The sequence below is a fragment of the Corallococcus sp. AB032C genome (genome assembly GCF_003668935.1).
Lineage (GTDB): Bacteria > Myxococcota > Myxococcia > Myxococcales > Myxococcaceae > Corallococcus > Corallococcus exiguus.
This window is the reverse complement of the sequence record NZ_RAWP01000064.1, coordinates 42,076-54,956: the sequence shown is the minus strand read 5'-3', so window position 1 is coordinate 54,956 and position 12,881 is coordinate 42,076. Positions and strand designations below refer to the sequence as shown.

Genomic DNA, 12,881 nt, shown 5'->3' with positions numbered 1-12,881 from the left:
GGGAGGGGACAGGTCATGAGGTGGGATGAGATGGGCGAGTCGCCCGGATGGGACAGGTCGGTGGCGCGGGACGCGAGCGTGGACGGTGGGACGGCTCGCGGTGGGCGGGGCTCCGTCCTCGCGGTGGTGGCGGAGAAGCCCTCCGTGGCGCGCGACATCGCCCGGGTGCTCGGCGCCACCGAGCGCGGCGAGGGCTTCCTGCGCGGCAACGGCTACGTCGTGACGTGGGCCATTGGCCACCTGGTCGGCCTGGCCCAGCCCCATGAGATTCGCCCCGAGTGGAAGAAGTGGCACCGCTCGCAGCTGCCCATGCTGCCGGGGGACTGGCCGCTGGTGGTGTCATCCACCACGAAGGACCAGTTCGAGGTCGTCCGCCGGGTGATGAACGCGCCGGAAGTGTCCGCCGTGGTGTGCGCCACGGACGCCGGGCGCGAGGGCGAGCTCATCTTCCGGTACATCTACGAGGCCGCCGCGTGCCGCAAGCCGGTGCGGCGGCTGTGGGTGTCGTCGCTCACCGAGCGCGCCATCCTCGATGGCTTCCAGCACCTCAAGGACGGCAAGGCCTACGCGCCGCTGGCCGCCGCCGCCATGGGGCGCAGCCGCGCGGACTGGCTCGTGGGCATGAACCTGTCGCGCCTCTACACGCTGGCGAGCGGCACCTACGGCAACATGCTGTCCGTGGGCCGCGTGCAGACGCCCACCCTGGCCATGGTGGTGGAGCGTGAGCTGGCCATCCGCGACTTCGTGCCCCGGGACTACCTGGAGGTCGTGGCCACCTTCTCGCCTCGCGGCAAGGGCGCGCCCGTGGGGGCCCGCTACCAGGGCACGTGGTTCCGCTCGGGGCCGGACGGCAAGCCGGTGATTCCGCCGGGCTACGACTCCGTGCGCGAGGCGCGCCGGCTGGACGCGGACGGCGTGGAGGCGGGCCGGGTCATCGACCGCGTGCGCAGCGGCAACGCGGTGGTGGAGTCGCTGGACGCGGAGACGAAGCGGATGCCTCCGCCGCTGCTCTACGACCTCACGGAGCTGCAGCGCCACGCGAACCGGCTCTACGGCTTCAGCGCGCAGCGCACGTTGGAGGTCGCGCAGGCGCTCTATGAGAAGCACAAGCTCCTGAGCTACCCGCGCACCGGGAGCCGGCACCTGTCGGAGACGGTGGCGGACACGCTGCCGGAGGTGGTGCGCGCCATCGCCGCGCCCTACCAGGAGGACCTGGCGCCGGGCACGGGCGAGCGTCCGCTGGGCAAGCGCTACGTGGATGACTCGAAGGTGACGGACCACCACGCCATCATCCCCACGCCCATGCCTGCGTCCGGCGTGCGGCTGTCTCCGGACGAGCAGCGCCTCTATGACCTGGTGTGCCGGCGGCTGCTCCAGGCGTGGCACGAGGACCACGTCTGGAAGGTGACCACGGTCATCACCGCGGTGACGTCGAAGGGGGAAGCGGGGCCGGCGGTGGACCGCTTCCACAGCGCGGGCACGCAGGTGGAGAAGGTGGGCTGGAAGGTCCTGGACGTGGGGGGCGGGCAGAAGGCGCCGCGCCTCAAGTCGGAGGGCAAGAAGGGCGCGGACAAGGACAAGGAGGAGGAGCCGGACGACGAGCCGCAGGACCTGCCTCCGGGGCTCGCTCGCGGACAGTCGCAGACGGTGGAGGACGTGGAGGCGGTGAAGAAGCGCACGCGTCCGCCGCCGCGCTTCACGGAGGCGACGCTGCTGACGGCGATGGAGTCCGCGGGGCGCACGCTGGATGAGAAGGAGCTGGTGGACGCGATGCGCGACACGGGGCTGGGCACGCCCGCCACGCGCGCCGCGACCATCGAGCTGCTGCTCGAGCGCGAGTACCTGACCCGCGAGGGCAAGCGCCTGGTGGCCACGGAGAAGGGCATCCAGCTCATTGGCGTGGTGCACCCGGACGTGAAGTCCCCCGTGATGACGGGGCAGTGGGAAGCGTGGCTCCAGCGCATCGAGCGCGGGCAGGGCGCGCTGGATTCGTTCATGAGCGGCATCGAGGCGTATGTGCGGGAGGTCGTGGGCCAGGCGCCCACGTCGCTGCCGCCCACGCCGGTGGCCGGCCCGGGGCCCCGGAACGAAGCCTCGGCCGCGAGCGGGCGCTTCGAAGCCTCAAGGCCGCATCCCGCGCAGGTGCCTGCCGAGGAGCTCTTCCGCACCCGCGAGGCCGCGACCGCCACCGTCCGGACCGCGGCCCGCGCCAACACCGCGCGCAATGAGGTCGGTGATGCACGTCAGGCGGGGGCATCCACCCACGGTGCCTCCGGTGGAGCCGACGTCCATGGTTCACCGCGTTTCGCGGCGGGCGCTCCGGCTCACGGTTTCCACGGCGGATCCGACGTCCACGCGGGAGCCACCGGGAGCACCCCTCCGGCCGCGTTTCCGCGCGTGCAGGAGCGCCCTCCCACGATTCCCTCCGCGGAGGTGCGCACCGCCTTCGTGCAGGCCTCCTCCGAGGGCTTCGCCCGGGCCAAACGTCAGCCTCAAGCCGTGAACATGGGCAGCACCCGGCCGGAGCGCGTGCACCGCGCTCCCACGCCTCCGGACAAGCTGCGTGGACTCCTCAAGGAGGCCTTCGGCTTCAACGACTTCCGCCCGTACCAGGAAGAGGTCTGCCGCGCGGCCACGTCCGGCGAGGACCTGCTGCTGGTGATGCCCACGGGAGCGGGCAAGTCGCTCTGCTACCAGCTGCCGGGCCTGGCTCGCGCGGGCACCACCCTGGTCGTCAGCCCGCTCATCGCGCTGATGGAGGACCAGGTGCTGCGGCTCCAGTCGCTGGGCTTCGCCGCGGACCGCATCCACTCCGGCCGCGACCGGGCCACCTCCCGGCAGGTCTGCGCCGAGTACCTCGAAGGTCGCCTGGACTTCCTCTTCATCGCCCCGGAGCGCCTGGGCGTCCCCGGCTTCGTGGAGCTGCTGGCCCGCCGCCCGCCCTCGCTCATCGCCATCGACGAGGCGCACTGCATCTCGCAGTGGGGCCATGACTTCCGTCCGGACTACCGGCTGCTGGGCTCTCGCCTGCCGCTCCTGCGTCCCGCTCCCGTGGTGGCGCTCACCGCCACCGCCACGCCGGACGTGCAGAAGGACATCGTCCAGCAGCTGGGCCTGCGCGGCTCACGGGGCGGCGCCGCGCACACCTTCATCCACGGCTTCCGCCGCACCAACATCGCCATCGAGGTGCGCGAGCTGAACCCGGGCGCCCGCGGCGACGCCATCCTGTCCCTGCTCAAGAACCCGGAGCACCGGCCCGCCATCGTCTACGCGTCCACGCGCAAGCACGCGGAGCAGTACGCGGACCTGCTCGCGCATGACTTCCACTCCGCGCCGTACCACGCGGGCCTCCAGCCGTCCGAGCGCGACCGCATCCAGGCCGCGTTCCTCAAGGGGCACCTGGAGGTCATCGTCGCCACGACGGCGTTCGGCATGGGCATCGACAAGGCGGACGTGCGCACCGTCATCCACGCGGCGCTGCCGGCCAGCCTGGAGGGCTACTACCAGGAGCTGGGACGCGCGGGCCGTGACGGCAAGGACTCGCGCGCGGTGCTGCTCCACGCCTTCGTGGACCGGCGCACCCACGAGTTCTTCCACCGCCGTGATTACCCGGACCCCTCCGTCCTGGAACGCATCTACCAGGCCACCTCCAACGAGTTCGAGCCCAAGGCCTCCATCCAGGCCCGCGTGCGCGGCGACCCGGAGATCTTCGACAAGGCCCTGGAACAGCTGTGGATCCACGGCGGCGTGGAGATGACCCCGGACGAGGACGTGCGGCGCGGCCGCGCGGGCTGGGCCGTGGCGTACATCGCGCAGCGCGAGCGCAAGCAGCTCCACCTGGAACAGATGGGCCGGTACGCGGAGGCGCATGACTGCCGCATGCGCCACCTGGTCGCGCACTTCGGCGACGTGCAGGACTCCGGCGCCGCCTGCGGCCTGTGCGACGTCTGCGCCCCCGAGTCCTGCGAGGTGGTCCGCTTCGAGGAGCCCTCCGCCCTGGAGGCCCACGCGCTGGGCCGCATCCTGGAGGCCCTCCACGCCCGCGACGGCCAGGCCACCGGACGGCTCCACCGGGAGCTCTTCGGGGAGCAACTCCACCGGCGCGACTTCGAACGACTGGTGGGCGGACTGGTGCGCTCGGGGCTGGTGCGCCTGGACTCGGATTCGTTCGACAAGGACGGCCAGGTCATCCTCTTCCAGCGGCTGTCCCTCACGGACACCGGCCGCCGCGCCCGCGTCATCGCCCCCGGACAGGTGGTGCTCCCCCAGGCGCGCGAGGTGCCTTCCAAGAAGCGCAAGGGCCGCACGGCCGCTGGCGGCACGAAGCGCGCGTCCCGCAAGCTCGCCGCCTCCAGCGCGGCGGCCTCGCCCCGGGGACGCGGCAAGAGCCGCCGGAGCGCCTCGGAGGCCTGGGCCCCGCGCGGTGCCTCCAATGACGCGGACTTCAGCCAGGAGTCCTTCCCCGCCGAGGCCCCGGCCCGGAGCGGCTGGAAGGCGCGCTCGACGCCAGAGTCGGCACCGAGCCTGGGACCCCGGGCCTCCTGGAACGCGTCCCGCAACGCGCCGCCAGCCTTCGAAGTGCCCCCGGCGTCCCCCGCCCTGGTGGCGACCCTCAAGGAGTGGCGCCTCACCGAGGCCCGCAAGCGCAAGGTGCCCGCCTTCCGCATCCTCACCGACCGCGTGCTGGACGCCATCGCCAGCGCCCGGCCCTCCAGCGGCGCGGAGCTGATGTCCATCCACGGCGTGGGCCCCACCCTCGCGGAGCGCTACGGCCCGCAGCTCCTCTCGCTCGTATCCCGCCGACGCTGACGGCAGGCGCGGATCCGCGTGTCCGCCGGTGGACAGGGGCGCGTGGATCCGTACCTCCAGGGCAGCGGCGTGCCCCGGGATGGGAGGCCGGAGGCCAGCGTGGATCCGCCGCGGGCCGTGCCGTCCGCCGCGAACCGCCTGACAAGGGAAAGCCCTTTCCTGGGCCGCAGGCGCGGAGGGCTACCAGCCAGGCGTGAAGCTTGTTTCCCAAGCTTGTAGGCAAAAGTCCGGGTGCCACCTTCTCGTCCACACGCGCATTGGGAGCGGCGTGAGGGGTTCAAGGGGGCGCGCAATGGAGCTGGGTTTCGAGACGATTGGCAACGCCACACTCATCTGTCACGACAACGGGCCGGTGCTGGTGACGGACCCGTGGACGGACGGAGACGCGTACTTCGGCAGCTGGACGCTGTCCCACGAGATTCCGGAAGAGCAGCGCCAGTCCATCCTGGACTGCCCCTACGTGTGGCTGTCGCACGGCCACCCGGACCACCTGAGCATGGCCTCGCTGGAGAAGCTGCGCGAGCGCACGCTGCTCCTCCCCAACCACGTGGGCGGCCGCATCCGCGACGACCTGCGCGAGGCGGGCTTCAAGGTCCAGGTGCTCCAGGACCGCGAGTGGACCCGCCTGTCCCCGCGCATCCGCGTGCTGTGCATCCCGGACGTGAACCAGGACGCGGTGCTGCTGGTGGAGGTGGGCGGCCGGCTCATCGTCAACCTCAACGACTCCAGTGACCGCGGCCAGGGCCGCTTCGTGCGCCGGGCCATCAAGGAGTACAGCGAGACGTACCTGCTGGCCCTGTCCGGCTACGGCGACGCGGACATGATGAACTTCTTCACCGAGGACGGGCGGCGCATCCTCCCGTACGCGGCGGCGAAGACGCCCGTGGGACAAACGATTGCGCGCATGGCGGAGACGTACGGCGTCCGCTACTTCGTCCCCTTCAGCTCCATGCACAAGTACCAGCGCTCCGACAGCGTCTGGTGCTCCGAGTACACCACCACGCTGCCGGACTACGCGCGGGGCTTCGCCTCCAACTCCTGCGAGATGCTCCCGGCCTTCCTGCGACACGACTTCACCAACGACTCCTCCGTCTCCATCAACCCGAAGGAGCGCACCCTCAAGCCGGTGGACTCCAGGGAGTTCGGGGACGACTGGAGCGAGCGCCTGGACGCGGACGAGGTGAAGCAGCTGGAGCAGTACTTCCGCGCCGTCGAGCACCTGGGCACGGTGATGGACTTCCTGCGCTTCCGCGTGGGCGGCCAGGAGCACGTCATCGAGTTCAACAAGCGCCGCTTCCACAAGGGCATCACCTTCGAGGCGCCCCGCGGCTCGCTGATGACCGCCGTGAAGTACCAGGTGTTCGACGACCTGCTCATCGGCAACTTCATGAAGACCACCGTGCACGGCGGCTTCGGCAAGGGCAGCCTCTACCCGGACTTCAGCCCCTTCGTGGCCAAGTACGCGGACAACGGCAAGGCCCGCACGGAGGCGGAGCTGCGCAACTACTTCAACGAGTACCGGAGCCGCGACATGGTGGGCTACCTGCGCCACCAGCTGGATGCCCACTGCGTGCGCCCCCTCCAGATTCAGTCCGCGGAGCTCCTGCGCGCCCTGCTGCCACCAGGCTCCAACACCTTCCGCATGGCCAAGGAGACCTACTGGAAGATGCGCCGCGCCATCCTCTAGGGATTCCCCGGAAAGCTGCTCGCAGGCCTGACCGGAATCAGGACACCTTGCTGTCTCTTTCTCAGACAGTAAGAGGTTCCCCGGAAAAGCTTAGTCTTTCAGGGAGCTTGGCTTTGTAAACGTCACGTGAAGTGACGGTTGACGTGGGGATAGCTGGAGCGGGGGCGCTCCAGCTATCCCCGCGTTTCCTGTTTTTCTCCTGGGGAGCGCCGTTGGCCCGACAGTTGCTCAATGGCCCGGCGCGCGGCGGACCGCGCCTGGCGGGAAGGCCAGGTGGTGGCCGCGCATCCCTCGAAGCACACAGGAAGAGTTCCCATGCTCAAGTTCCGCTCTGTTGCGATGCTGGCCGGCGTCTCGCTGATGCTCGGTGCGTGCGGTGGTCCCGAGTCAGCGCAGGAGTCCGAGGTCAAGCCCACGTGGGACGAGTTCAAGGCCCAGGCGTACCGTGAGCCGTGGGAGGGCGGGAAGTTCATCGTCAACGGTGACGAGGCGCTGGAGTCCGAGGAGGAGCTGCAGGCCTACTTCCACAACGTCGTCGAGTCGCAGCTGGGCAAGTCGCAGGACGGCCTGGCCGTGTACTACATCGGCGGCGACATCAAGTGGAGCGCCACCCAGAAGACGAACCTCACCTACTGCATCAGCAACAGCTTCGGCACGAACAAGGCGAAGATGGTGAGCGCGATGGCGAGCGCGACGGCGGCCTGGGAGGCCACCGCGAGCGTGAAGTTCATCTACAACTCCCAGTACGACGCGTCCTGCACCGCGTCCCAGACGGGCGTGCTGTTCGACATCCGTCCGGTGTCGGGCCAGTCCTACGTGGCGCGCGCGTTCTTCCCGAACTCCGCCCGCTCCGGCCGCAACGTGCTGGTGGACAGCAGCGCCTTCGGCAACCTGGCGCCCTGGACGCTGACGGGCATCCTGCGCCACGAGCTGGGCCACACGCTGGGCTTCCGCCACGAGCACACCCGCTCCACGGCGAGCGGCTGCTACGAGGACAGCCAGTGGCGCGCGCTGACCACCACCTACGACCGCTCCTCCGTCATGCACTACCCGCAGTGCAACGGCACCCAGACGGGCGACCTCGTGCTGACCACCCTGGACAAGCAGGGCGCCCGCGCGCTGTACCCGTGATTCAAGCGTCACGCTCGTGAGGGGGCAGGGGCCGGTGGGAGCGTCTTCGCGACGCGCCCGTCGGCCTCGTGCCGTTTCGGGCGCTAGAAGCGGGCGGAGACCTCATCGGCCTCGGTGGCGCGCTCGAAGAAGACGAGCGTCTTGCCGCCGCGCTCGCCAATCTCCAGGCACTCCAGCGCGCCCGACTCTCCGTCCAGCTCCGCGTAGAGGTGGTCCGGTTCGAGGATGCGGTGGGTGATGCGCCCGTCCTCGCGGCCCACGATGATCTGCACCGCGCCCGCGTCGCTTCCCTTCCGCTCCAGGGAGATGTCCACCAGGGGCAGGCGGTCGGCGAGGGGCTGGTCGCCCGTCTCCGCGTCGATGGACTCCACGCGCACCCACTGGGTGGCGTCCTGCTTGCTGATGCCGGCGAGGTAGCTCTCCCACTGCTCCCGGGGGATTTCCTGGTTGATGTGTGCCATGGGTCGTCCGCCTCCGCGCGGCTGTCGTGTGCCTCAACCGTAAGGCGTCTGACTCGCGGGTGAAGGACGGGCCCGGCTGAACGACGCTTCGGGGACCCCGCGGACCGGGCCCCGGCACGTCGGCTGCTCCCATCTCAGCCGCGCACGGCGTGCACGGCGTCGTCCTTCAACACCAGGCGCACGGTGGCGGCCTTGCCATGGCCGAAGTGCTCGTAGGCGGCCTGCTCCAGCACGGGGGCCAGGGTGGTGCGCAGACCGCGAGCGCCTGTTTCACGCTTGAGGGCGCGGGCGACAATCCACTCGCGCACGGCGGGGTCCACGGTGAGCTCCAGGCCCTCGTGGGCGAACTCGCGCTCCCAGGTGCGCAGGACGTTGTTCTGAAGGATGTCCCCCAGCGTGGCCGCGTCCAGCGGGTTGAAGGACACCAGCCGGTTGAAGCGGCCAATCAGCTCCGGGATGAAGCCGTAGCGGGAGAACGCGGTGGTGTTCTCCAGGTGCTCTTCCGTGATGCGCGTGGCGATGGACTCCAGGTCCTTCTGGCCGCCCTTGCCGGGCTCGCGGCCGAAGCCCACGCGCTCCACGTGGGCCATGGTCGCCGCCGTGCCCCGGAAGCCGCTGAAGGCACCGCAGGCGATGAAGGTGATGCAGCCCATGTCCAGGGATTCGGAGCGGATCCGGCTGGTGAAGCCGAAGTCCGGCGGGAAGGTGGCCTGCGCCGCGGAGAGCAGGTGCAGCAGGCTGCGCTGCACGCCAAAGCCGCTCACGTCCTTGGTGGTCTGCTGGCCGGAGAAGCGGCTGTCGGAGCGGCTGGTGGCGAGCTTGTCGAACTCGTCCATGCAGATGACGCCGCAGGCGGCCCACGCCGCGTCGCGCTCCGCGGCTTCGTAGAGGCGGGACAGCAGGGTGCTGACGTCGTCACCCACGTAGCCCGTTTCGGAGAACTGGGTGGCGTCCGCGAGCACGGTGGGCACGCCCAGGATCTCCCGGAACATCAGCTCCACGAGGAACGTCTTGCCGGAGCCGGTGGGGCCCAGGAAGAGGACGTTCTCGCGGGTGCCGGGCTCGGGCTCCAGTCCCTCCAGGTACAGCCGGCGGATGCGGCGCAGGTGGCGGTAGGCGAGCACGGAGGCCGCGCGGCGGGCCTCGGGTTGGCCCCGGTAGCCCAGGTCGCCCAGGCGCGCGTCGATCTCCTGGGGCGACAGCACCTCCAGCGCGGCCACGCGCTCCTGGATGGGCGGGCCTTCGGGGAAGGCGGAGGGTTCGACGCCGGAACGGGGAGACATCGCGGTGGACTCCAGGAGTGGCGGGCTCGGCGGCGCCCATCATCCGGGACGTGCCCGGGCGCCACAAGCCATCCTCCCTGTGCGGAGGGCGTGCGCTCCTCCGTCCGCCGGTCCGCACTCGTGGGCCCCGAGAGGTCGGCCCGTGAACAGCGGTGGGCCTTGAGGGCGAGGGGTGCTCCCCGTGCTCGCGTTCGCGCGTTAACAGGGACACGACATGGCTCAATCGATTGAAGCACGGTCGCAGGCGCCCCGGCTGGGTGCGTGGGTGGAGGGTACGTCGGTGCGCTGGCGCGTCTGGGCGCCCGGCCACCAGGGCGTGGACGCCGTCCTTTACGACGCGGAGGACCGCGTCCTGCGCAAGGTGCCGCTCACCGACGAGGCGGACGGCTGCTTTGGCGGCGCGCTGCCGGACCTGGCCGAGGGCGCGCGCTACAAGCTCAGCGTGGACGGCGGGGATGCCTTCCCCGACCCGTGGTCCCGCTCGCAGCCGAAGGGCGTGCACGGTCCGTCGGAGGTGGTGGGCTCGGACCACGGCTGGACGGACTCGCACTGGAAGGGGCCGGATCCGCGGGCCCTGGTCATCTACGAAGTGCACGTGGGCACCGCCACGCCGGAGGGCACGTTCGAGGCGTTCATCCCGAAGCTCACCCACCTGCGCGAATTGGGCGTCAACACGCTGGAGCTGTTGCCGGTGGCCAGCTTCCCGGGCGCGCGCAACTGGGGCTACGACGGCGTGGACCTCTTCGCGCCGCAGGCCACGTACGGCGGGCCGAAGGGGCTGCGCAAGCTCATCGACGCGGCGCACGCGCACGGGCTCGCGGTGCTCATCGACGCCGTCTACAACCACTTCGGACCGGACGGGAACTACCTGCGCGCGTACTCGCCGCACTACTTCACCGGCAAGCACCACACGCCCTGGGGCGACGCGGTGAACTACGACAGCGAGGGCAGCCGCTTCGTGCGCTCGCTGGTGCTCTCCAACGTGGAGATGTGGATCCGCGACTACCACGCGGACGGCCTGCGCCTGGACGCGGCGCACGCCCTGGTGGATGAAGGCCAGCCGCACCTGCTCACCGAAATCACCGAGCGCGCCCACGCCTCCGCCTCCGGCCGCCGCGTGGTCGTCATCGCCGAGGATGAGCGCAACGAGCGCAAGCTCGTCACGCCCGCGGCGGAGGGCGGCTACGGCCTGGATGGCGTCTGGGCGGATGACCTGCACCATCAGCTGCGGCGCGCCTTCGCGGGCGACCACGAGGGCTACTACCAGGACTACACGGGCAGCGCGGAGGACCTGGCCGCGACGCTGCGGCAGGGCTGGTTCTACACGGGCCAGAAGTCGAAGAACCTGGGCCATGCGCGCGGCACGGACCCGAAGGGGCTGGGGCCGTGGCACTTCGTCCACTGCATCCAGAACCATGATCAGGTGGGCAACCGGCCCTTCGGCAATCGCCTGTCGGAGGACGTGTCGCCGGCCGCCTACCGCGCCATGAGCACGCTGCTCTTGATGTCGCCCTTCACGCCGCTGCTCTTCATGGGCCAGGAGTGGAACGCGCGCACGCCGTTCCTCTACTTCACGGACCACAACGCGGAGCTGGGCAAGCTCGTCACGGAGGGGCGCCGCAAGGAGTTCGCCGGCTTCTCTCGCTTCAAGGGCGAGGAGGTGCCGGACCCGCAGGCCCGCGACACCTTCACCCGCTCCACGCTGGACTGGGGCGAACTGGACGGCGCGGAGGCCAAGGGCGTCCACACGCTCTACAAGGAGCTCTTGCGTCTGCGCGCCACGGAGCCCGTGCTCACCAGCCGTGAGGGCACGCACGACGCCCGAGCGCTGGGGCCGGACGCGTTCGTGCTGGAGCGCCGCGCGGAAGGGGACACGTTCCTCATCTTCGTGAACCTGCGGGGCTCGCTGGTGCACACGCTGCCCACGCACGCGAGCGCGGGCATCGTCGCGTGGAGCGAGAACCCGCGCTACGGCGGCACCGTGGAGGCGTCTCCGCTCACCGGCAACGTCATGCGCCTGGAGGGACCCTCCGCGGCGGTGGTGAAGCTGCGCGAGTAGCCCGCACGCAAAGGCAGACAATGTTTCACGCGCGGCCCGCCACCCTGGAAGCAGGGGAGGCGGGCCGCGAGTTTTCCGGACAGTGAAACATGCAACGACAGGGAATGCCCTCGGAGGCGGGCCGGTACTCGGCCGCCAGGAGGAAGCACCTTGTCTCAATCTCATCCATCACCGTGGAAGCGGCACGTCACCACCACGAGCGCGCTCCTGCTGCTCGGGTCCGCCGCACCGGCGCTCGCCGCGTCGGGCTTCACCGCCGTCACCGCCAGTGGGAATGACGGCAACCCGCCGTCCGCCACCGTCGACGGCAACCTCACCACGCGCTGGTCCAGCGACGGCGTGGGGCAGTGGCTCCGGGGCGACCTGGGCAGCGTGAAGTCGCTGTCCGCGGTGGACATCGCCTGGCACCGGGGCAACGAGCGGACCAACACGTTCGTCCTCGCCACGTCCACGGACGGCACCACCTGGTCCACGGCCGTGTCCACGACGTCGTCCGGCGCCACCGCGAACTTCGAGCGCTACAGCTTCACCGCGCGCAACGCCCGCTACGTGCGCGTCACCGTCAACGGCAACTCCGTCAACACCTGGGCCAGCATCGCGGAGTGGGCCGCCATCACCGGCACCGCCACGCCCACGGCGGGCCAGGACCGCTTCGGCGTCACCATGCTCTACCCCTCGAAGTCCGGGGGCGAGGCGTGGACGCTGGCGGACAACGCGCTGGCGGACGCGCGCTTCGACCCGCAGGACACCATCACCCGCAACAGCGACGGCTCCTGGAAGATGAAGGACAAGCAGGTGCGGATGAGCGTCTTCACGTCCACGGGCTACGACGACCGGAAGATTCCCACCTACGACCGGGACGTGCTGGCGAGCCGCGGCTACATGCAGGCGCCGAACGACTGGAAGAACATCGAGATGACCGGCTTCGTGAAGGTCAACGCGGTGGCCGACGTGAAGGACAACTTCGCGTGGTACGCGCGCGGCGGGAAGCACAACGACGACCACTCCGGCTGCGAGGGCAGCAGCTACAAGGCCGGCCTGCACTATGACGGCCGCGCTCGCTGGGAGAAGGAGACCTGGCACGTCTCCTACGAGCAGACGCCCTACGTCACCGCCACCTCCGCTCTCAAGGGCCGCTGGGTGGGCTTCAAGGCCGTCATGCGCAACGTCACCGTCAGCGGCCAGACGGCGGTGAAGCTGGAGCTGTACGTCAACGAGAACGCGGACAAGGTGACGTGGAAGAAGGCCTACGACACCACGGACGCCGGCAGGTGGGGCGGCGACGCCCAGCACTGCGGCGGCGCCGTGCCCGCCGCCCCCATTACCTGGGGTGGCCCCATCGCGGTGTTCCGCTGGGACAACGCCACGGACGTGGACTTCAAGTGGCTGAGCGTCCGCGAAATCCAGCCCTGAACCCCGCGTGAAACCGGACCCGCACGCGGCCTGACGCA

Annotated in this window: 7 protein-coding genes; 5 read left to right on the top strand and 2 right to left on the bottom strand. The window is 70.4% G+C overall.

The window, feature by feature from the left end:
- The first annotated feature begins 15 nt into the window (after positions 1-15).
- The 3 genes from D7X99_RS25690 (at position 16) to D7X99_RS25680 (ending at position 7,627) form a co-directional block, all read left to right on the top strand.
- Positions 16-4,809 carry a DNA topoisomerase 3 gene (locus D7X99_RS25690; RefSeq protein ID WP_169827402.1) on the top strand — a complete coding sequence of 1,598 codons (4,794 nt, stop codon included), beginning with the start codon at positions 16-18 and terminating at the stop codon, positions 4,807-4,809.
- 292 nt (positions 4,810-5,101) lie between these two features.
- Entirely contained in the window at positions 5,102-6,496 is a 1,395-nt protein-coding gene (locus D7X99_RS25685; RefSeq protein WP_121780081.1) for an MBL fold metallo-hydrolase, read from the top strand.
- A 315-nt stretch (positions 6,497-6,811) separates the two neighbouring features.
- The gene (locus D7X99_RS25680) at positions 6,812-7,627 is read left to right on the top strand and encodes a matrixin family metalloprotease (protein ID WP_121780080.1); all 816 of its coding nucleotides are present in this window, start codon (positions 6,812-6,814) and stop codon (positions 7,625-7,627) included.
- An 83-nt stretch (positions 7,628-7,710) separates the two neighbouring features.
- Here the strand turns inward: D7X99_RS25680 and D7X99_RS25675 are convergent, their stop codons facing one another.
- Both D7X99_RS25675 and D7X99_RS25670 read right to left on the bottom strand, forming a co-directional pair.
- The gene (locus tag D7X99_RS25675; protein WP_121780079.1) at positions 7,711-8,088 is read right to left on the bottom strand and encodes a DUF5335 family protein; all 378 of its coding nucleotides are present in this window, start codon (positions 8,086-8,088) and stop codon (positions 7,711-7,713) included.
- A 134-nt stretch (positions 8,089-8,222) separates the two neighbouring features.
- On the bottom strand, positions 8,223-9,371 hold the full coding sequence (locus D7X99_RS25670; protein ID WP_121780078.1) for an AAA family ATPase: 1,149 nt from the start codon (positions 9,369-9,371) through the stop codon (positions 8,223-8,225).
- A 214-nt stretch (positions 9,372-9,585) separates the two neighbouring features.
- Here D7X99_RS25670 and treZ point away from each other — a divergent pair, with 214 nt between their 5' ends.
- Together treZ and D7X99_RS25660 are read left to right on the top strand one after the other, a co-directional pair.
- Complete coding sequence (treZ, locus tag D7X99_RS25665; RefSeq protein WP_121780077.1) at positions 9,586-11,430, top strand: malto-oligosyltrehalose trehalohydrolase; 1,845 nt, start codon at positions 9,586-9,588, stop codon at positions 11,428-11,430.
- 150 nt (positions 11,431-11,580) lie between these two features.
- Complete coding sequence (locus D7X99_RS25660) at positions 11,581-12,843, top strand: discoidin domain-containing protein (protein ID WP_121780076.1); 1,263 nt, start codon at positions 11,581-11,583, stop codon at positions 12,841-12,843.
- The last annotated feature ends 38 nt before the right edge of the window (positions 12,844-12,881 follow it).

Bases quoted from the DNA above. Each gene is read 5' to 3' on its own strand.
- D7X99_RS25690 (WP_169827402.1), top strand. From the start codon at position 16: ATGAGGTGGGATGAGATGGGCGAGTCGCCCGGATGGGACAGGTCGGTG.
- D7X99_RS25685 (WP_121780081.1), top strand. From the start codon at position 5,102: ATGGAGCTGGGTTTCGAGACGATTGGCAACGCCACACTCATCTGTCAC.
- D7X99_RS25680 (WP_121780080.1), top strand. From the start codon at position 6,812: ATGCTCAAGTTCCGCTCTGTTGCGATGCTGGCCGGCGTCTCGCTGATG.
- D7X99_RS25675 (WP_121780079.1), bottom strand. From the start codon at position 8,088: ATGGCACACATCAACCAGGAAATCCCCCGGGAGCAGTGGGAGAGCTAC.
- D7X99_RS25670 (WP_121780078.1), bottom strand. From the start codon at position 9,371: ATGTCTCCCCGTTCCGGCGTCGAACCCTCCGCCTTCCCCGAAGGCCCG.
- treZ (WP_121780077.1), top strand. From the start codon at position 9,586: ATGGCTCAATCGATTGAAGCACGGTCGCAGGCGCCCCGGCTGGGTGCG.